This window comes from Acidobacteriota bacterium (assembly GCA_018001935.1).
Classification (GTDB): Bacteria; Acidobacteriota; JAAYUB01; order JAAYUB01; family JAAYUB01; genus JAGNHB01.
This window is the reverse complement of the sequence record JAGNHB010000040.1, coordinates 18,439-43,059: the sequence shown is the minus strand read 5'-3', so window position 1 is coordinate 43,059 and position 24,621 is coordinate 18,439. Positions and strand designations below refer to the sequence as shown.

The following is a 24,621-nucleotide window of genomic DNA, read 5'->3' as shown; positions in this document are numbered from 1 at the left end:
CCCGCGCGAACCAACCAGCCCGGACTTCAAACGGAAATCACTCCGGGGTGACGACCTGGATCTCCATCAAGAGGCCATCCAGCACATCCACCGACCCGTCCCGGTTGAAATCGGCCAGGCACTCCGCGAAAGGCCTCGACGGGCCGGGCCGCCCGAGGGTCCCGGACAGGGAATCCCAAAAAAGAACCAGGTCGGCGGCATTCACGGTGGAGTTTCCGTCCAGGTCGCCCGGGACCCCGGATTGCATCAGGATGACCTTGCCGGGCGACCGGGTCCCCAGAAAATGGAAATCCCCGCTCTTGCAGCCCGCCATCCCCTCGACACCGTGCTCCAGGTAGGTCACCCACCGGGGTTCGACCACGTTGGAGTAGTCGATGACCACCATCGGGTATCCCATTTTGGCGATGGCCCCATAAAGGTAGCTCCCGTCGGTCCAGAGTTGCCTGCAGGGCAGGGCTTCGTGGGCGGAAATTCCGTCCATCTCCTTCAGGTTGAAAGTGTTGATCAACTGCGGGGCGGCCGGGTTTGCGACGTTGACCGCCCCGATGATGGTGTCGTCGTACCCGTTGACGTACAGAATGGCATGGTTGAGAGCGCTCACGTTGAGCTGCTTGAGGCTGTAATGGCTGTAGGTGCTGATCAAGGACGGGCTGGCTGGATTCGAGACATCGAGGGAGTGGATGAAAGAACCGCCAACGACGAACAGCGCTTTCCCGTCATCGGAGATCTGCAGAGTCCCGTTGACCGAGGGGAAGCTGCCGACGACGGCGGGCGGACTGGACGAAACGTCCACGATGACCAGGCCCTGGTAGTCCGACGCGATGTAGGCGAGGTTCCCCCGAGCCTTCACGGACCGTATGCCCAGGATGGGTGGGTCGACGGCGACGGGTTGGGGGTCGAAGGGGTTCGCGACGTCGAGGAACACGCCGGCGAGATCCTTCACACCCACGACCACATACCGCCCGGCGACAGCGATTTCGGTCCCGTAATCCGGTAGCGGAAACAGCGCGGCCTGGTAAGGGAACATCCGGTCGGAAAAATCGATGACCTCCAGCCTGTCATAGCTCGCGGAATAGACAAAAGAGCCCTGGACGGCCAGGTGAAGACAGGGGTAGGCCAAGCTGGTCCGGGACAGGACCGGCAGGTCGCGGGGTTGGGAGAGGTCGATGCTGGTCAGGCCTGGAGTCCCGGCCGCCAGGGCGAAACCGCCCGCCCGGCACATCTTGAAATTATCCTGTTCGATCGAGATTTCCGCCATTTCGGCGGGTTGATCCGGGTTTGACAGGTCGTAGGCGAGCAGCACCGACCCCGGGTAGGAGAGGTCCTTTTCGAGGACGAAGAACCGGCCGCTTTCCAGCAACGTATCGACCGGTCTCCGTGCGACCTTGCGCTGCCACACCAACCGTGGGGTGACGACGACAGAGACGTCGAGCACGAACAACTCGGGGTCATTGGGGAGCCCCCCCGCGACATAGGCCCGCCCGTTGAGGATTTGCACTTTCCCCCTCAGTCCGGGAATGTTGCAGGTCCCCAGAATACGGGGATAGGACGAATCGTAGACTCTGACCACGAAGAAATTGTCATCACAGACCACATAGGCCAGGTCGCCGATGACCCGGATGTCGTTGACATTCCCCTGCAGGTACAGGGTCGAGAGCCGGGAAAAGGAAAGTGGCGAGACTTGTTCCAGGATGTACATCACGCTTCCGTCACCGAGGTAGAGTCGCGAATCATCGACGACGGCTGCCGAATAACTGCCGAAGGAATTGGGATCGACGTTGCCGACGACCACGGGCGCCATGGGGTCCGAAAAATCGACGGCGACGTTCCCGTAGCCGAACGACTCGCCCACGTAAGCATGGGGAGGGAAGAGAAACATGCGGTTCGGGACGAACGGCAGGGTGCATTTCCCCCGGATGACCGGGGCGTCGGGCGCGGAGTGGTCGTAGACGACAAAATCCTTCCCCCCGCTGACGGCATACGCGTGGGAGCCGTCGGAGGCCATGTTCACCAGGTTCTTGTTTTGCCGGTTCTCCGATGCGATCCGAAGGGTCCGGGGATCGGATGCATCGAATACGAGGAGGCCACCAAATTGCTGACTCGTGAATACCCGGTCTCCCGACACGGCGAGCCCGACGAGAGAGATCTCGAGAGCCGCCCGCCCGACGTTCACGGGATGAGCCGGGTCGCCGACGTCGAAGACCCTCAGCCCTTCGAACCCATTGGCGGTGTCGCTCTGGGTGAAAAAGGCGTAGGGGGGCTTGAAATCGATATCCACTACCAATGAACCGCACACGATTCGGCCGACCTCGGCGGGGGCGACGGGATCCGCCAGGCTCATGATACTTATACCCCCGGATTCCAGAAGATAGAGGTGATTGTCGTGGACCTTGATACGGTTTGGAGCGATGCTTCGGGAGATCGTAGCGGCAAGTTGGGGCGCATCCGGGTTCGCCACCCGAACGACGAAGAGCTTGGAAGACGTCGAATCGGCGACGTAAACGTAATCCCCGCAGACCGCCATGCCGACCGAGACCCCCGGGAGTGCCAGCGACGCCCGGAGGATGGGGTTGCGCGGGTTCGTGACGTCCACGATCCTCAACCCCCGCTGCCCGTAGGACGTGTTGTCTCCCAGGAACAGGAGGTTGCCCTCGAGGGAGGCGGCTCTGAAATAGGCGTTGGGCAGTGTCAGGAGGCCGATTCGGCGCGGGGTGGTGTCGTCCGACACATCCAGGATCTCGAGATCATCGTAGCAAGGGAGATAGGCGATTCCCGACCGGACGGCGAAAGCGTCGCAAATGTAATGACAGTCGTACCGGGCCGTCTTCACCGGCCGCGAGGGATCCGAGACGTCGAAGATGTCGAGGCCGGTGTTCGGGCTGATGTAATAGGCGTGGCTCCCATCCATGCAGACCTCGCCATACCAGTTCGTCCCGTATTCGGATACCATCCGGGGAAGGTTGTCCTGCGCGGCTAGCAGAGACCCGAAGACACCCAGGAACAACATCGCCGGAATGCTGCATGGGAGCCTCGATTCCGACAACACCGAAAAAAGCCTGAGAAGTGCCGCCATCCTGTCGACCAGCTGTATCGTATCGACGAACGAACGCCTGCAGGATGCCGGCGCTCCTGTTCTCTGCCTGGCTGTCGATCTTTTGCCGCGGAAGGAAAATGGGAACTGATTCATGACCCCTCGCCTTGATTTTCTCAACTTCGGATTCCATGCCCGCCCGTCCTGCGGGCGAGATCGGTCTTGTGCATAATAAGCCGACCTGGCACCGGCCACAAGGAAATCCGGGGAGACCGGTCCCGGGTCAGCACCGCCAACCGCTGCCACGGTGTCAGTTCGGCGCTTTCCTTCCCCGCCCCCTCCCCGGAAAGTGGGTGAAACCCGGCGAACGATCGGGGGTTACACTCTGCATCGCCGGACGAAACCGGGCGGGCGCCCGGAAGGGGGATCGGGACATGGAAATGCCGCGTATCGGACGGATCGCCCGGGTTCCATTCCTTTGTTGCTGCCTGTTCGCCTTCGCCGCCCCGGCCGCCGACGTGACGTTCCGGGTCGGTGACGCGGCGGGGCCCATCCGGCCGCTCCTCGGCGTCAACGCCGGCCCGATGGCCTGCGGGGAGCCCGGGAACGCCGACGTCACCGGGGCCTACCGCCAGGTCGGCGTCCATTCGGTCCGAACCCACGATTACTACGGCCCGCTGGACATGGCCGTTCTCTACCCTGACCGGACGAAGGACCCTTCCGACCCCGCCTCTTACAATTTCACCCAGAGCGACGCGCACTATGCCAAGATCCTGGACGCCGGCTTCGAGGTCTTCTTCCGGCTGGGCGACTCGTGGAACAACGCCAAACCCCCGGTGGGAACCCAGGAAAGGGCCAACTGGGCCGCGGCCGCGGTGGAGGTGCTGCGGCACTACCGGGAGGGCCAGTGGAACGGGTTCGTCTCGGGCTTCCGGTACGCCGAGATCTGGAACGAGCCGGACAACGCCCAGTTCTGGCCCGCTCCCCGCACGCGGGAGGAATTCTACGACCTCTATGTCCGCACGGCGCAGGCCCTGCGCGCCGCTTTCCCCGGGCTCAAGGTGGGCGGCCCCGGCGTCACCCCGGCCGGCGCCCTCGCCCCCCAGGGCCGCGACTGGACCCGGGCCTTCCTCGACCGGGTGAAGGCGGCCGGGGCGCCTCTCGATTTCTTCTCGTGGCACCTCTACACCAACGAGCCGTCCGAGTACGACAACGTCGCCGCCTTCTACCGGGCGGAACTCGACGTCCGGGGGTACACGGCCGTCGAGAGCGTGAACACGGAGTACAACACCGACATCAACCACAGTGGCGTCGATCCCGAGACGGCCCTGGAACTGCGTTGCCACGGGCTGGGGGCGGCCATCAACACCGCCGGCTGGATCGCCCTCCAGGAAAACGGGGTGACGGAAGCCACCTTCTACCGGGGAAACGACCCGAACATCGCCCTCCCGCAATTCTACGGCCTCTTCTACGCCGACGGGCGACCCAAGAAGATCGCCCTGGCCTTCCGCTTGTGGTCGGAGACGGTCGCGGCGTGCACGGATCGTCTCGCCGTGAGCGTTGTTGACGGCTCGGCCCCCGCGTTCCGGCTGCTCGCGGGGCGCGCGGCCACGGGGGCGCCCCTGGTCTTCCTCGCCGCCAACCCCGGCGACGCCGCCGTCGACTGGGCCGCGGAACCTCCCTGGGGCGGGACCCTGGCCGACTGCGCCCTGGAACTGCAGACCGTGAGCGATGCGGCGGAAGGGATCGTGACGACCCTTCCGTACGGCGCCGAGGTGAGTGTGCCCGGGCGTGCCGTGATCCGGTTGACGGCGGTCCTCCGGGGAGACGTCAGTCTCGACGGGGTGGTAAGCATCGCGGACGCCTGCCTCCTGGCTGCCGGGCTGGCGGGGTCCATCATTCTTCCTCCGGCGGGGGTGCTGGCGGCAGATGTCGACGCCGACGGCCGCACCGACGCCGCCGACCTCGTGGTCCTTCTCGGGAAGCTGAACTGAGGCCTCCGGATTGGGGGACACTCACTTTGAAACGCCGCTCACCACGGAAGTTCCGGCGGCCTGAGCACGGTGCCGCCGGGGTTCACCCAGCGGTCAAAGCAGGCGCACCTCCAGCCGCCGGCGGAGTAGCCTCGTGAGCCGGTGACGGAACCCGTGGACAACTGGATGGTCCAGACGCTCACCGCACCCGACGTGGTGTTGACCCAGGCGAGATTGCCGGTGCCGTCGTTGTTGCGGGAGAACTCGACCGCGCGCCACCCGGTCACCGTGTAGCCCAGGTTCCCGACATAGGCGCCCGTCGTGGCGTCGACGGTCCAGATGCTGGCGCTGCCCGAGGCATCGTGCGTCCACAGGAGCCTCCCGTTTCCGTCCGGGCAGGACTGGTAGCTGCGGGCGGTCCAGCCCGGCACGTCGAAGCCGATGGCGCCCAGGTAGGCCCCGGTCGTCGCGTTGACTGTCCAGATACTGACCGGCCCCCCCGTGTTCCTGGTCCAGAGAAGGTGACCCTTGCCGGTACCGTCGGGGCGGTAGTGGGCCGCCGTCCAGCCGGGAACGGTGTAACCGAAGGCGGAAGCGTACCCGCCTGTCAGGGCGTTGACGGTCCAGACACTCGCACTCCCGGTGGAGGCATTCGACCAGAGCAGGGCGCCGGTCCCGTCGAGGGAGCGGTGGAACGCGTTGCAACTCCAGCCGGTGATGGTGTAGCCGAAACTGTCGAACAGGGCGCCCGTGCCCTTGTTCAGCGTCCAGGTGCTCAGGGCGCCGGTCGTGTCGTTGACCCAGGCCATGGCGTCGGTGGTGAGGGCGGTCCGGGCTTCCGCGCCGATGGCCCAGGTGCCGATCACCGAATCCTGCTTCCGGATGAAAAAGTACCCCGACTGGCCCCAATAGGTCCCCCACGAGTTCTTGCAGATCCAGTAATCGACACCGGCCGAGCTGCCCCAGCCAACGATGAGCACGAAGTGCCCCCCCCAGTTGGTCTCTCCCGGGATGTGCTCGTAGATCCCGGTGGAGTAATCGTAAAAGCTGTCATACACTTCCATGCGGCAGGAAACCGGTTTGTGCGACGTGTAGATCCAGGTCTTGATGAGGTCGTCGTAGTAGTCGCTGGCGGTCCCCGAGGGGTTGACCCACTCCCAGGAGAGGACCTGGCCGATCTTCGTGAAGCCCGAGCAGGCCTGCTTCGACCCCAGGTAGGGCACCTCGGTGTCGGAAGGGGCGCCGCTGCTCTGCAGGTAGTCGAAGGTCGTGTTCAGGTACCACCCGGAGCAGGTTCCGTCGGTACAGTTCAGCACCGCCTGCTCCGAAAGGCCCTGAAAAGTCATCCCCGCCTGCAACTGAAGCGCTTCCAGGTTGGCGACCGCCGCAAAGGCCCAGCAACTGCCGCAGCCGCCCTGGTTCTTCACCGGCGAGATCACCCCCAGGTCGCGAAGGTCGTAGGCGGCGGGATACAGGTGGGGGGACAGGCCTTCCGCTCCCGGGTCCCAGACCCGGGCCGGATCGACCTGGGAGGCCGGCGTCGGCCAGCCGCCCGCCAGCTGGCGGCGCTGCGGCTCGTCCAGTTGGGTCAGGGGGGTTTCCCCGGCGGTCCAGAGCAGCTTGTGTTCCCGGATGAGGCGGTTGAGCTTCTCGATCCGGTCGGACTGGGCCAGGCAGGTCACCCCTGCCAGAACCGAGAGGACGAGCACCAGGGCCGAGACCATCCGGAACGTCGCGGACGCCTGTTTTCGCCGGCTGTTTGTAGACATCTCCGCCTCCCTTGTCGAGCTTGGAATTCAACAACCCCAGTTTAGCAGACAATGACGTGCGTCGGGCAGATTTTTGAAGTTGGGGACGGTGGTCCGCCACGGATAGCGGTGGCCATCCACGGGTTTGTGAAGGATAATGGGACGAGAACGACCGCGGGGGGGGACGCGACGATGGACAACGTTCCCGACAGCGGGAAGGCATCCCGGGCGACCGGTGCTTACCTCGTCCTCGGGGCCGGTCACTTCGGGCGGCGGGCCGCGAGGGTCCTCCTGGACCGCGAGCCCGGCGCGAGGGTCGTGGTGGTGGACCGGGAGGGGGCGGCGCTCCGGGCGCTGTCCCGGTTCCCCGTGGAAACCGTCCGCGACGACGGGATCGCCGTCCTGGGCCGCTTCCTGGCCGAGGGCCCGGCTTTCGGGTACGTCGTCCCCGCCCTGCCGCTCCACGTCGCCTTCGAGTGCCTCCTGGCGCAGGCACGCCCCCTGGGAGGGAGGCGTGAAGCGGTCCCGGAACTCCCCGGCTTGCCCAATCCCCTGCGGGGCCCGACCGGCGATCTCTACACCAGTCTCGCCGACTTTCGCTGCCCCGAGGACTGCCCGGCCCCCGCGCGCTGCTGCACGGTCACCGGCAAGCGCCGCCGGAGGCCTCTTCACCGGATTCTCGCCACGCTGGAAGGCCCCTTCGTCCCGCGGGTCATCCACAGCCGCCAGCTCGCGCCCGGGGTCGGAGGCTTTCCGCCGGGCGACCTGGCCAGGCTGATCCGGGAGATCCGGCAAGGGAAAAACCGGGGGGACCTGTTCCTGGTGAGCACGGCCAGCCGCTGCCACGGCGTCACCTCGGCCCTGTCCTTAAAAAACATTGGGACAACAGGGGTGTGGAAGTAGGGTTCGAGGGCGAGGGCGACAGCGAGGGCGAGAGCGAGAGCGAGGGCGATGGCGATGGCGATACCGATAGCGATACCGATAGCGATACCGATAGCGATACCGATACCGATACCAATAGCGATACCTGGGGAGGGGGCGGGAACAATCGCGCGGGCGCGTGCAGGGCAGGGATCAGAAGGCGAAGCTCATCCCCGACGCCCCGGGCGTCACGATATCCCCCAGGGCGCCGCGGAGGAAAGCGACGGCCCCGCCCCCCGTGCAATGACAGGGAACCAGGCGTTCCACCCCCAGTGATTTCAGCGCCGCCACGGTCCGGTCCAGGCGGTCCTTTCCGGCGTGGACCAGGTGGAACCCCCCGATGACGGCCCGGAACCGCTTGCCCGGGCACAGGCGCCCCACGTGGTTCAGGGTGTTGATCAACCCCGCGTGGGAGCACCCGACGCAGACCACCACCCCGTCCCGGACCCGCACCCACAGCGCGAGGTCGTCCTCGATGGGGTCGGCGTCCGTCCCCAGCGGGTCGAGAAAGAAGGGGCCGCCCGTGTCCTCGAAGTCCGTCTCCCGCGGGATGGGGCCGGTGAGGCCGACCCGTTCCGACAGGGCCGTCGGCCGGGAGACGGCCTGAAAACGCCCCGGCCCGAGCCGGCTCAGCACGTCCGCGGGCCCGGCCGGGACCCCGATGGGCCTCGCCTTCCCTCCCTCGACGGCAAAGCGGGCCCGCCCGATCCCCGGGTGGCCGTAGACCCTTGCCTCCGGCGCCCGCGCCAGGAGGCGGGGGAGCCCGCCCGCGTGGTCGTAGTGACCGTGGCTCAGCACGAGGGCGTCGGTTGCCTCGAGCGGGATGTCCAGGAGCCGGGCATTGTTCTCGAACACGCTCCCCTGACCAGTGTCGAAGAGGATGCGCCGCCCCCCCGTCTCGACCCACAGCGACAGGCCGTGTTCCGCCGCCAGGGTCTCGACGGCGTGGTTGTCGGCCAGAATCGTGACCCGGAGTTCGTCCGGCATGGTCAGACCTCCACTGCGAAAATGGCGGGGCTACGGCCCCCGCCGCCCGTCCGCCCGCTTGACCCCCGCCACGGAATACAGGACCGCCTCGCCCGGGTCGCGGCTTTCGAAGAGGGTTTCGCCCCTCACCCCGAGGAGGTACTCCGTCCGGACCCGGAAATGCCCGGCGACGGTGTCCGCGATCGGTCCCACGTCCGCGTGCCGGACCCCGTGCACGTAGGAATCCGGTTCGCGGCGGCGTTTACGGAAAAAATCCGACGCGGGGTTGAGCAGCAGGGCGACGAGGGTCCCTTCCGGCTTCAGCACGCGGGCCGCCTGCCCGACCGCCTCCCGGTAATCCTCGACAAACTGCAGGGAGACCACGAAGATCACGGCGTCGAAGACGTCGGCGGGAAAGGGGAGCCCCTCCGCCCGGGCCACCACGGCCCGGAGCTCGGCCGATCGGCCGGGCAGCATGGACGGGGAGGCGTCCAGCCCCGTGACGCGGTACCCCCGCCGGGTCAGTTCCGCCTCGACGACGGCCGGTCCGCAGCCGACGCCGAGGACGTCGCGGCACCCGCCGAGCAGACCCGCCAGGTAGTCCGCCTCGAAGCGGAAGACCCGTTGCCAGAAATCCGCCCGGCAGGATTTCACGTAACGCTGGTCCCCCTGGCGTTCTTCTCTCATCGATCCTCATCCCTTGTTGGGAAGTTTTGCGGGGACATGCGTTTCCCGCGGCGGACCGCGGTGTCCTCGTCCACCTCGTCCTGCCACCCGTTCCGGGTCGTCTCGATCCGGTCGAAGCGGCGGGTGTAGGGTTTGAGGTCCAACAGGGGCGTGCCGTCCAGGACGTCCAGGCCGTCGAGGTACAGCACGCGGCCTTCCCGCCGGACCAGTTCCACCACGCTCAGGCCGATGGGGTTGGGCCGGCAGGGCGCCCGGGTGGCGAAGACCCCGCGGTCGGCGTCCTGGAGGAACGGCTTGACCACCAGCCGCGCCGGGCCGGCCCGGTGAAAAAAATAAATGAGGTACAGGTGGGAGAACCCCTCGAGGTCACGCAGCCCCTCCTCGAACTCGGGGAAAATCTCCGCCCGTCCCGTGCAACCCGTGGCGTACACGGGTTGGATGGGCGTCCGCGGTGCGGAATCGTGTTCGCTCCGGATCACGCCGATGGGCCTGAAAAGGATGAGGTCGCCTTGCATCTCTTCGGTTTTCATCGCCCTCCGCCCGACGGGCCAGGGTGGGTGACCCCCCGCCTGACCCGCCGTCCGGTGGGAAAAGCTCCAACCGCTTTTTCAGCGCTCACTCGGCCGGAGCGGCCTTCTCGATTTCATCCAGGCGTTTCCGGATCGCTTCCAGTTCAGCCTGCAGGGCGTCGGCCTGCTGACGGAGCGCCTGTTTCTCCGAATCGGCGTCCGGCGCCCGGAACGGGGCGTTGAAAGCCCCGAAGCGCATCCAGCCCGGCATCCCGGTGGCGTGGAACTGGTTCCGCCAGCCGCGGCCGCCGCCACGTCCGGCGCCGCGGCCGCCGAACCCGAAGCCCCCGCCGAATCCCGCGACGAAACCGCGGCCCGGCATGGAGTTCGCGTAGCCCGGCACCCCGTAACCCGCGCAGAATCCGGCTGCGCGCCCCGTCATCGGCCCCAGTCCGCGGGGCCCGGTCCCATCTCCTCTCGGCATGGCTCTATCCTCCTTCAAATCGGTCTTCGGTCAGTGCCCGATGGCCGGCTTCACCCTCGGGCGCCGTTTCGCTCGGACCGTGCCGAAGATCGCCCCCGGGGATTGCGGCGGCCTTTCGGTCAACCACCTGCACCAGGCAGTGCGCAAGGACGGTGCCATCCGGGGCACATCCGGAAGCTCCCACATTCAAAGCCTTTATTTTGAATCCAATAACTCTTGATTCCCCCGCGCGGCAGACGGTCCACAGTAGCGTAAACGCGACTCTTTCGCCCTCTGGACCGTTGCAGCCCGGCTACCGAAGCCCGGGTGCGGACACCGGCCGGGACACCGCGAAGGGTCCCAAGCCTTCTTCCAGGAGGGGGTGACTCTGGAGGAAGCGCACCAGGAGCACCCGGGATTCAGCCGCCTTCCCCGGGTTTCCCCGAAGCGCCTGCTCCTGCACCGACAGGGCCAGGTCGACCGCCTGGGCCAGGGGGTGGGTCAGGTTGACGTTCTGCACCTCCCGCACCGCTTCTCGGCCCCTTTCGATTTCCGAGGCGGCGTCGATCTTGCCGGTCAGCGCGACGGTTCGGCAGAGGCAGGCGACCCCGCGGAGGGCGTTCAGGTCGACGTCCCCCGGCTTGACGGACAGCCCCCGGTCCATGTTCTCCCCGGCCGCCTTCAGAAGGCCCTCCGCGAGGGCCGCGGGCGTTCCCGGCCGACTGGCGGCGAAGAGGTCGATTTCCGCCTGTAGTGCGAATACCCGGGCCTGCCGCGGGTTGACTTCCAGGGCCTTCTCCAGGTGACGGTGCGCCCGGGACAGCGCTGCCTCTCGGCGCGCGGGGTCCGTTTCGCACCGGGCGGCGAGGAATTCGGCGTTCCCGGCGTTGTAGTGGATTTCCCACAACATTCTCGGTTGCGTGGAGATGACGGCCTCGGCGGCCTTTCGGGCCCGGGTGACCCAGGGGAGCGCGTCCCGGCCCACGGCGTGTTCCCAGTTCCCGCGGAGGACGCAGGTCTCGGCCTCGTTGTTCCGCGCCAGGTGATAGGCCGGGTTGCGCGCGAGGGCTTCCTCGAAGCACTTCAGGGCACGGTCGCAGGGGATCGAGGGGTCCTGGCCCCGCCCGCCCTCGTACCGGGCGATGGCTACCCACACGGCCCCGTTGAGGTTCCGGGGCTGGGGGGCCGCCGGGTTGGCCGCCACGGCCTTCTCGCAGTTCGCGAGGCAGACCTGCAGCGTCGGGCGGGGGTCCTGCCCGTGGGCGGACTCCCAATCCCCCCGGCGCAGGAACACGTTGGCCAGGTTGTTGAAAATGGGCGTCGCCTGGGGGTACCGGTTCGTGATCCGCTCGTAGCTCGCCTGGGACTGGTCGAAACTGGCCACGGGGTCGATCCCCTTGGACACCTCGAACTCGGCCCGGGCGGCGAAGGCCGCCCCCCGGTTGACCAGCGACGAGAGGTGGTCGGGGTCCAGCGCCAGCGCCCGGTCGAAAGCCTGTGCGGCCCGGGCCAGCCCGTCGCGCGGGTCCTTCCCGCGGGGAAGGTCGACGTAGAGGGCCTGCATCAGGAAGACGGTCCCCAGGTGGTTGAAACCGTTGACCCGCCGGGGGGCGACGGTCAGGAGGCGCTCCGCGGAGTTGCGCGCCGCCTCCAGCAGGGGCGTGCAGTCCTTGCCCGCGCGCATGCCCTGCTGGGCCTGGGTGAGGTACACGGAGGCCCGGACCTCCAGGGACTCCGGCCGGTCCGGTTGGGCGACGAGGGCCCTGGCTGACGCAGACAGGGCTTTCGCCGCCTCGGCGTCGACCGGTCCCCCGCGGAAGCTCTCCAGGACAACCCGGTCGATGTGCAGCAGGGCAATGGAATCGCAGGTGGCCGCGTCGCTGCGGGCGACGGCCGCGGCATCCTCGAAAGCCTTCCCCGCCCTTCGGAGCTCTTCCTCCCCCCGGGCGAGGTCCCCCTTGTCGATGGCCTCCCGGCCGACGACCCGGTGAATGTCGCCCTGCAGCTTCCGGGCCTCGTAGAACCACGGGTCCGCCGCCAGGGCGCCGGACGCCTTGGCCAGGGCGGTCTCGTACCGCTTCTCCTGGAGGGCGATGAGCCCCTCCACATAGGCCGGTTGTACGGCCGGCGAAGCCAGGGCCAGGCGGAGGTACTCCAGGGTGGGCTTTCGATAGTCCGACTCCAGCCGTTCCATCTGGGCCTTGCGGAGATCGGGGTTGGCGATGCGCTGCGCCTCCCCCAGTCCCTGGCGGTACAGCTCGCTGAGGCACAAGCCGAGGGCGTAGGCCACCTCGGGGTCGCGATAGTCGTTCGCCCAGGCCTTCTCCAGGTGAACCTTAGCCCTCTCCCACTCCCCGAGCGCGAGGCAGCCGCGGCCGAGGGCGTAACCGCCGGGGCCGGCGGCCAGGTCCCCGAGGGCGGAGATCCGCTGCTCGATGGCACTCATGCGGGACCGGACCTGTCCCATCTCCCGGCGGGTGTCGTGCAGCGGCAGGACCCGGGCGTAGCGCAGGAGCCACTCCATCCGCTCCACCTCCTGGCCGAACTGTCGGGCCAGGGCGGCCCGCTCCGCCTGCTTCCACCACATCCGCACGCCGACCCCCACCAGCACCGCGAGGACCGCGAGGAAAACCGCCGACAACGCCACCATCCCCCGGTGCTTCCTGGCCTTGCGGACCAGGCGGTACGCCAGGCTGCTTTTCCGGGCGAGGACGGGTTCTCCGTCCAGGAAACGCCGGAGGTCCTCGGCCAGCGCCCGGGCGGATTCGTAGCGTCTCGCCGGGTCACGCTCCAGGCACTTCATGGTGATGGTCTCGAGATCGGTGGGAATGCTCGGCGCCACGCTGCGCAGGGGCGGGGTTCCGAGTGAAGGGCCCCCAGCAGGATCTCCACCGCGGTCTCCCCCTCGTGGGCGTACTTCCCGCTGAACAGTTCGTACAGGATGGCGCCGAGGGCGTAGACGTCGGTGCGCCGGTCGAGGGCGTGGATGTTCCCGATGGCCTGCTCGGGGGCCATGTAACGGGGGGTGCCCATGACCTCGCCGGTCCGGGTGAGGGAGGCCTTCCCCACTTCCTGCACCAGGCCGAAATCGAGAACGTAGGGCTTCCAGTCGCCGTCCGGGTCGCGTTCCATCATGATGTTGCCGGGCTTGAGGTCCCGGTGGATCAGGCCCTCCCGATGGGCTTCGTGCATGGCGTCCGCCACCTTTGCCATGATCCGGGCCTTCTGCTCCAGGGAAAGCTCCCCCATGACCTCCGGCAGGGGTCTGCCGTCGATGTATTGCATGACGATGCAGGGCCGGCCCTCGATCCGGTCCACCTTGTAGACCCTGCAGATGTTGTCGTGGGTGAGGCGTGCCTGGGAACGGGCTTCCCGCAACAGCCGCTCCACCTGCTCGGGCGAGTCGTAATGGAGGACTTTTACCGCCACGAAGCGGTTCAACTCCGGTTCGAACGCCTTGTGGACGACCCCCATGCCGCCTCTGCCGAGGACGTCCAGGAACTCGTACGCGGGGGCCGGTTCCGCTCCGGGCCGCCCTGATTCGATTGGTTCGGTCATGTGCCGCTCCTGCCGGGGGGGTAAGCTGCATTACAACCCGGGTATAACACAGGCTCGCGCGGCCCGCAACCCTGACGACCCCGTAAAAATCCGGTTTTGCCCGCGAATCACGCGAATGAACGCGAATCAGAAATCAACAATCAATAGATATGATTCGTGTTATAAATTCGCGTATATTCGTGTTATTCGCGGGAAATCCCCCTTTCGCGACTTTTTGCGGGCTCATCAGCTTTGATTGCGCCATGGCCCGGAGGGAGAAGGTGCGTTCCGCGGGGCCGTCGCGCTTGACTTGCCCCGCCATCTCCCTGTACTCTCGGGGTCGAGGTCGTACCAGGTATGGGCGGATCATCCGGCACCTTCAGTCCCCCGCCCCCGGACAGCGGTTCGGGCGTCCCGGCCGACTTTCCGACCGACCGCTTGTTCCCCGGCTCCGGGACCGAGCCGGTGTACGACCCTCCCGGGCCGCCGGAAGGCGAGCCCCAGGTCTTCCACGACTGGGGGCGCTACCTATACGAGGGCTGGATCGGCGAAGGGGGGATGGGGACCGTCTACCGGGCCCGCGACCCCCGGCTCAACCGCACCGTCGCCCTGAAGTTCCTTCGCGGCACCGACCCCGCCCAACTCCGGCGTTTCGAGATCGAAGCCCGTGCCCAGGCCGGCATCGACCACGAGCACGTCTGCAAGATCTACGACGTCGGCGTGGTGCGGGACCGCCCTTACATCGCCATGCAGTACATCCCGGGCGTCTCCCTGGAGAAGGCCTGGCCGGGCATGACCCTCGAGCAGAAGCTGGACGTGATCCACGATGCCGCCCTGGCCGTCCACGAGGCCCACCGGAAAGGGATCATCCACCGGGACATCAAGCCGGGCAACATTCTCCTCGAGCCTGCCGGGGACGGCCGCTGGCACGCCTACATCATGGATTTCGGCCTGGCCCGGCAGATGGAGTCCCAGGGCGTCTCCATGACCGGCGAGATCCTGGGCACCCCTCACTACATGGCCCCGGAGCAGGCCAACGGGGAAGTGCACCGCCTCGACCGCCGCACCGACGTCCACAGCCTCGGCGCCACCCTTTACTACATCCTGGCCGGAAGACCGCCTTACGATGCGGAGACCTCCGTGGCGGTCATCGTGAACATCCTTTCAGGGGAGCCCACCCCGCTGCACAAGGTCGCCCCCCAGGTCCCGCCCGACGTCGAGACCATCGTCATGAAGTGCCTGGAGAAGGAGCAGGGCCGGCGCTACGATTCCGCCCTCGCCCTGGCTGAGGATATCCGGCGCTTCCGAAACGGGGACCCCGTCCTGGCCCGGCGTGCGAGCCTCGGGTACCGCCTCCGCAAGCGGGTGATGAAGAACCGCCTGCTCACCGCCGTCACCCTGACCGCGCTGGCGGGGCTCCTGTTCCTGGCCGTGCTGTGGTTCGGGGCCCGGGCCGACGCGGCGCGCCAGGTGGAACTGGCCCAGCGCTTTGGCGCGGAGGTCAAGGAGATCGAGAGCATTGCCCGGTTCTCCGCGATGTCGCCGCCCCACGACATCCGTCCGGAAAAGGCCCTGATCCGGCGGAGAATGGATGAGATCCGTGCGGAAATGGCCGGGGCGGGGGAACTCGGGGAGGGCCCCGCCCATTACGCCCTGGGCCGCGGGCACCTCGCGCTTCGGGAGTTCGAGCCCGCCCTCGACCACCTCAACCGGGCCTGGGCCGCGGGCTGGCGGACGGCGGAGACCGAGTACGCCCTGGGCCTCACCCTCGCGTTCATCTACCGGAAAAAACTGGAGGAAGCCAACCAGATCGCCAACCCCCAGATGCGCGACGCCCGGCGCCGGCAGGTCGAGAGCGACTTCCGGGACCCCGCCCTGGCCCACCTGCGGACCGCCCGCGGGACGGCGGACACGGGGGGCGCCGGGGCCGCGAAATACGCCGAGGGCCTGATCGCCTGGACCGAGGGGAAGCTGCCGGAAGCCCTCGAGACGGCGAAACGGGCTGCCGTTTATCCCTGGGACTACGAGAGCGTCCGCCTGCAGGCGGTGGTCCTCACCGCGCTTGCCGACCGGTACGCGGAAGCCGGCCGTTACCCCGAGGCCATCGACCGCCATCTCCAGGCCATCGCCGCCCTGGACAAGGCCCTGGACGCCGCCCGGAGCGATCCCGAACTGTTCGGCAACAAGGCCGAGGTCCTGGTCAAGCTCGCCAAGGCCCGGGCGGCGCGGGGGATCAAACCGGACCGTGAGGTCCCGGACGCCCTGGCCGGCGTGCGGCAGGCCCTGTCCCTCGATCCCGAGAACATCCAGGCCTTGAACCTTTCGGCCTGGATTCACCTGTTCCAGGCCGAGGTGGACATGAACCGGGGCGTCGACCCGCTGCCCAGCCTCGACGCGGCCCTGCGTTCCGCCCGGGCGGCCCTGAACCTCTCCCCTCGCGAAGAGCGGGCCCTGTCGTCCTGCGGGGCTTCCCTCCGCCTGAGGGGATACTGGCAGCTCAAGCACGGTCTCGACCCGCGGCCCGCCCTCCAGGAGGCCAGCCGGATCCTGGAGCAGCTGGCGGTCCTGTACCCCCGCAAGCTCGAGAACTGGTCCCAGGCCGCCCTCGCCTCCACCATGCGGGCCTATTACGAGCAGGAGACCGGCGGGGACTGCCTGTCCTGGATCGACCGGGCCATCCGCCTCCTGATCGATGGCCTCCGGATCAACCCGCCGGTCGCGGACGTCTACCTCAACCTCGGGGTCGCGTGGAACAACCGGGCTTTCATGGAGCAGGGACGGGGCCTGGATCCCGGACCCTCCCGGAAGAACGGCATCGAGAGTTTCCGAAAGGCCATCCGGATCAACCCCAACAACCCCCTGTACCACGCCAACCTGGGCGGAGCCCTGGCGGACACCGCCCGGTCGGAGGCAGACCGGGGCGGGGACCCCTCCCCCTGGTTCCGCGAGACGGTGGAGACCCTCCAGAAGGCTGCCGCCCTCAAGCCGGATCACGACACCACCTTCTTCAACCTCGGCCTCGCTTACGTGGAGTGGGCCGCCTGGGAGACACAGATCGGCAAGGACGCCGCGGCCACCCTGAAAAAATCCGTGGAGAACTACGAGAGGGCCCTCCGGCTGAACCCCGGTGAGCCCTACACCCTCGGCAATCTTGGAAACGCGTGGACTTCCACGGGCTACAACGCCCTCCAGACCGGGCGCCCCCCCGAGCACGCCTTTTCGGAAGCGGAAGCCTGTTTCCTTCAGGCGCTGAAGGTCAACCCGAACGACGCGGTGGTGTTCGCGAATTTCGGCTGGCTGCGGGTGATCCAGGCGGAGGCGGAGCTGTCCAACGGCCGGGACCCCGCCGACCGCGTCGTGGACGCCCTTCGATGCCTCGACCGCGCCCTGGCGCTCCGGCCCAACTACGCGTTCGCCCTGGCCAACCGGACCACCGCGAACCGTATCGCCGCGCTCTTCCGGCTCAGCCGCGGCCTTTCACCCGACCCCTTCCTGGCCGCCGCGGTAGAGGACGCCGGGCGGGCCCGCGCCGTCAACCCCCGCGATCCCTGGACCCTCGGCGACTGTGCCGACACCCTCGTCCTGCGGCTGAGAGCGGAAGTTTTCCGTGGAGGCGACACGTCACAGGCCCTCCGGGAGGCCGAAGTGGTCGTGGCCGCCGCCCGGGCCGTCAACCCGTCGCGTTCGGACCTCCTCACGCTGGATGCCGAGTGCCGCCTCTGGCGCGCCGTGACCACTGCGGACCCGGCCGGGCGACGGTCCGCCCTGGAGGCCGGCGTGCGACTCGCGGAACAGGCGACCCGGGTCAACGGCCGCAACGCCCGGGCCGGGGCCGTGCTTTCCGCCCTCCTCCGCCGGCAGGCGACAGACACCCCCGCCCCCGGGCGGGAGGCGCTGGAAAGCCGGGCCGACCGCCTTCTCGCGGAAGCCGCCCGGCGGGTGCCGGTCTACCGGAACCTCTACGGGTCGGGGCAGCCGCCTGCCCCGGAGGCGGGCACGGCCCGCCGGCCCCGCCTTACGCCCGCCCCCGCGAAGCCGACGGGAAATTGAACTCCACCTCCGCACCCCCGTCGGGGTTCGACTCGACGTTGACGGACCCCTCGTGGGCCGCCACGATCTTCTGCACCACGGGAAGGCCCATGCCCGTCCCGTCCGCCCGGGTGGTGAAGAACGGGGTGAAGATTCGCCCCAGGACCTTGTCCTCGATCCCCGGCCCGTTGTCGGCGACCCTCACCCGGACGAGCCCGCCGGAAAGCGCCTCCATCACCACGACGACGCGTTTTTCAGGCTTGCGGGTGGTGTTGAGCGCCTGGACGGCGTTGAGCAGGACATTCTGGAAGGCCTTTCGCAGGATGTGGGCGTCACCGGCCACCACGGCCGGCACCGCCTCCAGGGTGAAGGCGATCTCGGGGTACTTCTCCCGAAACTCGGCCACGAGGCCCTCCAGCATCTCGTCCAGGGAGAGCGGGGCCTTGTCGGCGTGGATTGGGCGCGCGTACTCCAGGAAGTCGGAGATGACCCGGGCCATTCCCTCCACTTCCTGCACGAGGGCCGCCGCGCGTTTCTGCTCGGTCCCGGGCCGGGCGTTGCCGAGGATCATCTGGGAGTACCCGCTGATGGTGGCCAGGGAGTTCTTGAGCTCGTGGGCGATCCCGGCGGACATCTCCCCCAGCGCGGCCAGGTTCTCCTGGGCCTGGAGCGTCTGCCGCAGGTGGGCTTTCTCGGTCTCGTCCTCGAGGACCAGGATGGCGCCGTAAAACGCCCCGTTCGGGTCGGAGAGCATGGAGACGGCGAAGATGACCGTCCGCTCGGAGCCATCGGGAAGCCGGAGCGGAAGATTGTTCCGAAGGGCGGGGGCGTGGTCGTCGAAGAACGCCCTGAGCCCGGTGGAAATGGCCGGGCTTTTCTCGAAGAGCCGGTCGTAGGGCAGGTTCTTCATGGAGACCCGGGCGCGACCCAGCAGTTCCTCGGCGGCGGGGTTGCAGTCGAGGAAGACCCCCTGGTGATCGAAGCAGATCACGCCCTGCCGCAGCCCGGCCAGGATGTCGCGGGCGTACTTTTCCGAGGACTCCGCCCGCTTCCGGGCCTGCCGGTGCATCTCCTCGAGCTGGGACTCCTTCTCCCGGAGCTGCCGGATCACTTCCTTGAAGGAACCCACCAGGAAGGACAGCTCGTCCTGGCCCGTGGAACGCGGGGTCTGGGCCCCCTCCTTCCCCCGGATCTCCCGGATCATGGCCTCGTAGGGGCGGGTCATGCGGCGGAGGGCGAACCAGCCCAGAACGATGAGGCTGACCACCAGGATGGTCTGCATCATGGCGATCATGATTTCGAAGGAGTCGGTCCAATCGGGGTTTGACTTGAAGAAGGCGAAGAAGATCACGAAACGCGGGGTCCCGTCCGCGCGGCGAAGGGCCGCCCGCCCCATCACCAGCTGCGCCCCGCTGCGGGTGGACCCCAGATCGACGGGGGTCCGGAGCAGGTGGTTGCGCACCGCGGTCTTCTCCAGGACGTCCGCGGCGGAGATCAGCCGGGCCATCTCCTCGGGCATGGCCACGTCGCAGCGGTGGAAGAGACTCCGGCCGTCGGGGGACTGGATGTCCGCCATGGCGAGCCCGCGGCGCTGGCAGACGTCCTGCAGGGCCGGGACCAGCCGCTCCGGGGGAACGTGGTCGGCCCGTGCCAGCACGGCGTCGAACTCGCCGAAGGCCCGCTGGAGCTGCAGGTTCATGTCGAGGTCCTCGACGAGGGAGCGGAGCTTCCGATTCTGGCCGGTCAGGAAGAGGTTGGCCCCCACCATGGACAGGACGGCCAGGGTGACGAGGACCCCGGCCATGACGGCATGCGTGCGGTGCGGAAAAGGATTAACCATGCAACATCCCCAGGTACCAGTCGAGGAACGGGTTCCCGGCGAGAAGCGCCGCGACGGCGCCCAGGGCCAGGAAGGTCCCGAAGGGGAGTTCGTAGTTCCGGTCGCGATTCGACAGGAGGTACCAGCCCGCGATCCCGAGGACGGACCCGAAAAAGATGGTGAGAAAAGTCAAGCGCCAGCCGAGGACCACGCCCACGAACCCCATCATGACGATGTCCCCGTGCCCCATCCCCTCTTTCCGCTTGACGAGGTAGTACCCGATCGCCACGGTGGCCAGGAGGCCGGCGCCGCTGAGGAACCCCAGGAGGGAGTGGACGTAGGCCGCCGTGAGGTCGGAGGGCACGGGCCAGTCGAGGATGACGGCCGCCCGCTGGATCTCCGGCGCCCTGGCCAGGTGCATCGGCTGGAGGGGCACCGTGGCCAGGCCCAGGAGAAGACCCCCGAACGTGATGCCGTGGGGGAGGATCCGGTGCCGGGCGTCGATGACGGCCAGGGTCAGCATGGCACTGCAGAAGGCCGCGTAGACGACGGCCCCGCAGATGTCCATGGGCGGGGAGGCGGGCGTCAGGCCGGCCCAGGCGGCGATGACACCCCAGAAGGCGGCGTTGACGGCTTCCACGAGGGGGTACTGCGCGGAGATGCGTTCCCGGCAGTGACGGCACCGGCCCCGGAGGATCGCGTAGCTGAGCAGCGGGATGTTGTCGTAGAAGGCGATGGGGCGCCGGCACCGGGGGCACGCCGACCGTGGCGCCACGATGGAGCGCCCCTCGGGGACCCGGCAGATGCAGACGTTCAGGAAGCTGCCGACGACGAGACCGAAGGCGACGAAGACCAGGATCATCATGGGACGTTTCACCTCGCGGAGCGCATTGTAGCAGATCCCCGGGCGCCTGTCGCCGGGTTTTTCCCCCCGATTCGCGCCCACCCGCGCACAGGTTTGGCTTCTCTGCCGAAAGGACGTTCAACCACAAAGAACGCGGAGAACGCAAAGAGCGACCCTTCGTAAAGAGTCTTTTTCTCTCACAGAGGCACTGAGGCACGGAGAAATGCAAATCGTATTTAGTAAAATAAACAATTCTTATGATTCTTCTCCGTGCCCCCGTGCCTCTGTGAGATCAAAGTCCGGGCTTTTTGCGACCGCGTCAGGCCTGGGCGGCGGAGGGAAGAAAAAGATCCTGCCCGGGCGGCGGTTGCGTGTAGAATGGGGGCGGGGAACCGGGTATGCCGCCACGTCTGGACATCGTCATCGTGAACTGGAACTCGGGAGACCGGCTCCGCCGGAACCTGGAGAGTCTCCGCGCCGGCGGCGACCTGGCGGGGGTGGAGATTTTCGTGGTGGACAACGCCTCCGACGACGGCAGCGCGGAGGGGGCGGAGGGGCCCGGGACCCGCCTGGTCCGCCTTCCCCGGAACGCCGGCTTTGCCGCCGGGTGCAACCGCGGGGCCCGGGAAGGCTCGGCGCCGCTCCTCCTCTTCCTGAACCCGGACATCGTGCACCCCCCCGGGAACCTCCGGGCCCTCCTCGACGGCTTCTCCGCCCCGGGGGATGCGGACGGGGCGTGCGGCGTGCTCGTGGGGCCCGACGGGCGCCCCCCCGAGCGTTTCCAGTTCCGCCGGCTCCCCACGCGCACCTGGGCGCTGGCGGAACTGCTGCTTCCTCCCGTCATCCGTCGGCACACCCGGACGTTTCGCCGTCACTTCTGCCTGGACCTCGACGTGGCGGCCCCCGTTGCCGTGGAGCAGCCCGCCGCGGCGTGCTGGATGCTCCGGCGCGACGTCTTCGAGGCGGCCGGGGGGTTCGACGAACGGTTCCACCCCGCCTGGTTCGAGGACGTCGACCTCGCCGCCCGGCTTCACGACCGGGGGAGCCGAACGGTCCGGGTCCCGGGGGCCCGCTTCGTCCACGAAGGCGGCTACTCGGCCACCGCCCTCGGCGAGGGGCCTTTCGCCCGGCACTACTGGACCAACGCGCTCCGGTTCTACCGGAAGCGCTACCCGGTTTTCGGGTGGTTCTACCGCTGCCTGTTTCCGGCGGGCATGCTCTGGCGCTGCCTGGGCTCCCTGTGCGCCCCCCCCGCCCGCGCCGCCTTCGCGCGCCTTTTCCTTCGCTCGCTGGCGCCCGGGATGAAATGACCCGTCATTCGGGGCCTCGATGTGGTTTTCCCGGTTGATCCCGCACCGAACGCAGGATAAAATCGGGTCGTGTGTAATCCCGATCGTCAGGCCGTGGGCTGCAACCGAAATTTTCCCGCGCAGCCCGGCATTTCACCGCAATCTGCGGGTAGGCCGGAGGTGATCGATGGAAGCCCAAACCCCCTCCCGGGACGATGCCATCGACTTTGAGCAGGTGGCTGTCGGCCTGGCCCTGGTGGACGCCCGCTCCGGGCGCTTCGTTCGCGTCAACCAGCGCTACAGCGACATCCTGGGCTACTCCCGGGCCGAGCTGGAAGCCACGGACTGGCAGACCCTCACTCACCGCGACGATCTCCGGGAGGACCTGGAGAAGCACCACCTCCTGGAGGAGGGCCGGATCACCGAATTCAACATGGAAAAGCGTTACGTCCGCAAGGACGGGAGCGACGTCTGGGTGAGCCTCACCGTCTCGCCCTTTCGTCGGCCGGACGGGACGGCGCGGTTTCACATCGCCGTCGCGGAGGACATCACGCGGCGCAAGCGGGCCGAGGCGGCGCTGTTGGCGTCGGAGCAGCGGACCCGGGACATCCTGGACTCCCTGCCGATCGGTATTCATTTCTACCGGCTGGACCCCGGCGGACGGCTGGTCTTCACCGGCGCCAACCCCGCGGCTGACCGGATCCTCGGGCTCGAGAACCGCGCCTTCATCGGGAAAACGATCGAGGAGGCTTTCCCGGGCCTGGTGGGAACCGAGGTGCCCGAGCGCTACCGTGAAGCGGCGGAGAACGGCACGCCCTGGCACACCGAGCAGGTCACCTACCGGGACGGGGTCATCGACGGCGCCTACGAGGTGCACGCCTTCCGGGTCGCGCCCGGCTTCATGGCGTCGTCGTTTCGGGACATCACGGAGCGCCGCCGGTCGGAAGAGACCCTGCGCGCCCTCTCCGCGCGCCAGGAGGCCTTGCTCTCGGCCATCCCCGACATCGTCATGGAGGTGGACACCCGCAAGGTCTACACCTGGGCCAACCGCGCCGGGCTGGCGTTTTTCGGCGACGACGTCGTGGGCCGCGAGGCCGGCTTCTACTTCGAGGGGGACCAGGACACCTACGGCATTGTCCAGCCGCTCTTCGACGGGGCGGAGGACGTGATCTACGTGGAGAGCTGGCAGCGGCGGCGGGACGGCCGCAAGCGCCTCCTGGCCTGGTGGTGCCGGGTGCTCAAGGACGCCCGGGGCGAGGTGGCGGGCGCCATCTCCTCGGCGAGGGACATCACCGAGCAGCGCGCCCTGGAGGAGCAGTTCCTCCAGGCCCAGAAGATGGAGTCCGTGGGGCGGCTGGCCGGCGGCGTGGCCCACGATTTCAACAACAGCCTCCAGGCGATTCTGGGGTACACCGACATGGCCCTGGCCTTGACGCCCCCGGGCAGCCTCCTCCGGGAAGACCTTTCCGAGATCCGCAAAGCGGCCGAGCGGTCCGCGGAACTCACCCGCCAACTGCTGGCCTTTGCCCGCAAGCAGACCGTGAGCCCGGAAGCCCTGGACCTCAACCACACCGTGGCGGGAATGCTCGGCATGCTCCGACGGATCATCGGCGAGGACATCGCCCTGGTGTGGGAGCCCGGGGCGGACCTCTGGGCGGTGGAGATGGACCTGGTCCAGGTCGACCAGATCCTGGCCAACCTGGCCGTCAACGCCCGCGACGCCATTCGCGGCCCGGGGACCCTGACCATCCGGACCGGGAACGTCGTCCTGGGCGAGGGGAGCTGCATGCCTCAACCCGGGACCCCACCGGGGGAATACGTCCTCCTGTCCTTGGGCGACGACGGCTCCGGGATGGACCGGGAGGTCCTCGATCACCTCTTCGAGCCTTTCTTCACCACGAAGGAGACGGGTAAGGGCACGGGCCTGGGCCTGGCCACGGTGTACGGCATCGTCCAGCAGAACCGGGGCGTGATCGCGGTGGACACCGCAACCGGGGTCGGGACCACCTTCCGCATCTACCTTCCCCGGTCCCGGGCGGTCCCGTCGCCGCCCGCCCCGAGAGAGCAACCCCCCGAGGAGGGGATCGAGACGGTGCTGCTGGCCGAGGACGACCGGGCGGTCCTCGACCTCGCCGTCACCGTGCTCCGGCGTTTCGGTTACACGGTCCTGGCGGCCCAGTCCCCCCACGAAGCCGTGGCGCTCGCCCGGGACCACGCCGGGGAGATCCACCTCCTCGTGACGGACGTGGTGATGGGTGGGATGAACGGCCGTGAACTGTGCGACCGGGTCGCCGCCCTCCGCCCGGGTATCCGGACCCTCTTCATGTCGGGCTACCCGGCCGACGCCATCGCCTGCCACGGCGTCCTGGAGGCGGGCCTCCACTTCATCCAGAAACCGTTCTCCGTCAGCGACCTCACCGCCAGGGTGCGGGAGATCCTGGACCAACGCTGACCCCCGGCTTCAACCGGGTTGAACCGAAAAAAAGCCGGCCCCCGAGGGGACCGGCGTGTTGTTTCGGTCGGACGAGAACGGCTTGCCGGCCGGGCCGGCAGGCCGGGAGAAGGTCACGGCGCGTAGGAAACCGTGAGGGTCACACCCGAGAAGGTGCTGTAGGCCCGGATGCCGATGTGCCAAACGGCGGCGGCGGGGTTGGAAACGCTCACGCTCTCGGTGTTGCCGCTCAGGTAGGGCCGGTAGTCGTACGCGCTGGTGGTGGGCTGGGAGCCCTTGCGCACGTACAGGTCGGCGTCGCCGGTTCCGCCGGAGGTTTTGATGGAGAGGGTGGTCATCCCGGTGGGCACCGT

The 24,621-nt window shown here is 68.0% G+C and carries 16 protein-coding genes; 5 read left to right on the top strand and 11 right to left on the bottom strand.

Translation table 11 applies throughout. From position 1 onward, the window contains the following. Positions 1–37 precede the first annotated feature (37 nt). Complete coding sequence (locus KA419_14430; protein ID MBP7867130.1) at positions 38–2,950, bottom strand: hypothetical protein; 2,913 nt, start codon at positions 2,948–2,950, stop codon at positions 38–40. Positions 2,951–3,465: 515 nt separating this feature from the next. Between KA419_14430 and KA419_14425 the strand changes: the two genes are divergently transcribed. Further along, positions 3,466–5,025: a hypothetical protein gene (locus tag KA419_14425; GenBank protein ID MBP7867129.1), complete on the top strand. Its 1,560-nt coding sequence runs from the start codon at positions 3,466–3,468 to the stop codon at positions 5,023–5,025. Positions 5,026–5,063: 38 nt separating this feature from the next. Here the strand turns inward: KA419_14425 and KA419_14420 are convergent, their stop codons facing one another. Further along, the gene (locus tag KA419_14420) at positions 5,064–6,773 is read right to left on the bottom strand and encodes a hypothetical protein (GenBank protein ID MBP7867128.1); all 1,710 of its coding nucleotides are present in this window, start codon (positions 6,771–6,773) and stop codon (positions 5,064–5,066) included. A 171-nt stretch (positions 6,774–6,944) separates the two neighbouring features. On the opposite strand from KA419_14420, the gene KA419_14415 reads away from it, so the two are divergent. Next, complete coding sequence (locus KA419_14415; protein ID MBP7867127.1) at positions 6,945–7,655, top strand: potassium transporter; 711 nt, start codon at positions 6,945–6,947, stop codon at positions 7,653–7,655. Between the two features lie 171 nt (positions 7,656–7,826). Here KA419_14415 and KA419_14410 read toward each other — a convergent pair whose 3' ends face one another. The 6 genes from KA419_14410 to KA419_14385 form a co-directional block, all read right to left on the bottom strand. Then, positions 7,827–8,660: an MBL fold metallo-hydrolase gene (locus tag KA419_14410; protein MBP7867126.1), complete on the bottom strand. Its 834-nt coding sequence runs from the start codon at positions 8,658–8,660 to the stop codon at positions 7,827–7,829. Between the two features lie 30 nt (positions 8,661–8,690). Beyond that, complete coding sequence (locus KA419_14405) at positions 8,691–9,326, bottom strand: class I SAM-dependent methyltransferase (GenBank protein MBP7867125.1); 636 nt, start codon at positions 9,324–9,326, stop codon at positions 8,691–8,693. Continuing rightward, complete coding sequence (tsaA, locus tag KA419_14400; GenBank protein MBP7867124.1) at positions 9,323–9,841, bottom strand: tRNA (N6-threonylcarbamoyladenosine(37)-N6)-methyltransferase TrmO; 519 nt, start codon at positions 9,839–9,841, stop codon at positions 9,323–9,325. Before tsaA ends, KA419_14405 begins: the two co-directional genes overlap by 4 nt. A 100-nt stretch (positions 9,842–9,941) precedes the next feature. Next, on the bottom strand, positions 9,942–10,319 hold the full coding sequence (locus KA419_14395; protein MBP7867123.1) for a DUF5320 domain-containing protein: 378 nt from the start codon (positions 10,317–10,319) through the stop codon (positions 9,942–9,944). A gap of 292 nt (positions 10,320–10,611) precedes the next feature. Further along, positions 10,612–13,101 carry a hypothetical protein gene (locus KA419_14390; GenBank protein ID MBP7867122.1) on the bottom strand — a complete coding sequence of 830 codons (2,490 nt, stop codon included), beginning with the start codon at positions 13,099–13,101 and terminating at the stop codon, positions 10,612–10,614. Beyond that, a complete protein-coding gene (locus KA419_14385) occupies positions 13,098–13,856 on the bottom strand; it encodes a serine/threonine protein kinase (protein MBP7867121.1) in 759 nt (252 codons plus the stop codon). The genes KA419_14390 and KA419_14385 overlap by 4 nt, the downstream gene beginning before the upstream one ends. Positions 13,857–14,192: 336 nt before the next feature. Here KA419_14385 and KA419_14380 point away from each other — a divergent pair, with 336 nt between their 5' ends. Then, positions 14,193–17,885, top strand: a complete 3,693-nt coding sequence (locus KA419_14380; protein ID MBP7867120.1) for a protein kinase — start codon at positions 14,193–14,195, stop codon at positions 17,883–17,885. Here KA419_14380 and KA419_14375 read toward each other — a convergent pair. Both KA419_14375 and KA419_14370 read right to left on the bottom strand, forming a co-directional pair. Continuing rightward, positions 17,851–19,704, bottom strand: coding sequence for a PAS domain-containing protein (locus KA419_14375; GenBank protein ID MBP7867119.1), 1,854 nt, complete (start codon positions 19,702–19,704; stop codon positions 17,851–17,853). The genes KA419_14380 and KA419_14375 overlap by 35 nt on opposite strands. Further along, positions 19,697–20,548 carry a prepilin peptidase gene (locus KA419_14370; protein ID MBP7867118.1) on the bottom strand — a complete coding sequence of 284 codons (852 nt, stop codon included), beginning with the start codon at positions 20,546–20,548 and terminating at the stop codon, positions 19,697–19,699. The genes KA419_14375 and KA419_14370 overlap by 8 nt, the downstream gene beginning before the upstream one ends. Positions 20,549–20,925: 377 nt before the next feature. Between KA419_14370 and KA419_14365 the strand changes: the two genes are divergently transcribed. Beyond that, complete coding sequence (locus tag KA419_14365; protein MBP7867117.1) at positions 20,926–21,837, top strand: glycosyltransferase family 2 protein; 912 nt, start codon at positions 20,926–20,928, stop codon at positions 21,835–21,837. Between the two features lie 166 nt (positions 21,838–22,003). Then, the gene (locus KA419_14360; protein MBP7867116.1) at positions 22,004–24,268 is read left to right on the top strand and encodes a PAS domain S-box protein; all 2,265 of its coding nucleotides are present in this window, start codon (positions 22,004–22,006) and stop codon (positions 24,266–24,268) included. A 113-nt stretch (positions 24,269–24,381) separates the two neighbouring features. Here the strand turns inward: KA419_14360 and KA419_14355 are convergent, their stop codons facing one another. Beyond that, positions 24,382–24,606, bottom strand: a complete 225-nt coding sequence (locus KA419_14355; GenBank protein MBP7867115.1) for a PPC domain-containing protein — start codon at positions 24,604–24,606, stop codon at positions 24,382–24,384. Positions 24,607–24,621 lie beyond the last annotated feature (15 nt).

Bases quoted from the DNA above. Each gene is read 5' to 3' on its own strand.
- KA419_14430 (MBP7867130.1), bottom strand. From the start codon at position 2,950: ATGGTATCCGAATACGGGACGAACTGGTATGGCGAGGTCTGCATGGAT.
- KA419_14425 (MBP7867129.1), top strand. From the start codon at position 3,466: ATGGAAATGCCGCGTATCGGACGGATCGCCCGGGTTCCATTCCTTTGT.
- KA419_14420 (MBP7867128.1), bottom strand. From the start codon at position 6,773: ATGTCTACAAACAGCCGGCGAAAACAGGCGTCCGCGACGTTCCGGATG.
- KA419_14415 (MBP7867127.1), top strand. From the start codon at position 6,945: ATGGACAACGTTCCCGACAGCGGGAAGGCATCCCGGGCGACCGGTGCT.
- KA419_14410 (MBP7867126.1), bottom strand. From the start codon at position 8,660: ATGCCGGACGAACTCCGGGTCACGATTCTGGCCGACAACCACGCCGTC.
- KA419_14405 (MBP7867125.1), bottom strand. From the start codon at position 9,326: ATGAGAGAAGAACGCCAGGGGGACCAGCGTTACGTGAAATCCTGCCGG.
- tsaA (MBP7867124.1), bottom strand. From the start codon at position 9,841: ATGCAAGGCGACCTCATCCTTTTCAGGCCCATCGGCGTGATCCGGAGC.
- KA419_14395 (MBP7867123.1), bottom strand. From the start codon at position 10,319: ATGCCGAGAGGAGATGGGACCGGGCCCCGCGGACTGGGGCCGATGACG.
- KA419_14390 (MBP7867122.1), bottom strand. From the start codon at position 13,101: ATGAAGTGCCTGGAGCGTGACCCGGCGAGACGCTACGAATCCGCCCGG.
- KA419_14385 (MBP7867121.1), bottom strand. From the start codon at position 13,856: ATGACCGAACCAATCGAATCAGGGCGGCCCGGAGCGGAACCGGCCCCC.
- KA419_14380 (MBP7867120.1), top strand. From the start codon at position 14,193: ATGGGCGGATCATCCGGCACCTTCAGTCCCCCGCCCCCGGACAGCGGT.
- KA419_14375 (MBP7867119.1), bottom strand. From the start codon at position 19,704: ATGGTTAATCCTTTTCCGCACCGCACGCATGCCGTCATGGCCGGGGTC.
- KA419_14370 (MBP7867118.1), bottom strand. From the start codon at position 20,548: ATGATGATCCTGGTCTTCGTCGCCTTCGGTCTCGTCGTCGGCAGCTTC.
- KA419_14365 (MBP7867117.1), top strand. From the start codon at position 20,926: ATGCCGCCACGTCTGGACATCGTCATCGTGAACTGGAACTCGGGAGAC.
- KA419_14360 (MBP7867116.1), top strand. From the start codon at position 22,004: ATGGAAGCCCAAACCCCCTCCCGGGACGATGCCATCGACTTTGAGCAG.
- KA419_14355 (MBP7867115.1), bottom strand. From the start codon at position 24,606: ATGACCACCCTCTCCATCAAAACCTCCGGCGGAACCGGCGACGCCGAC.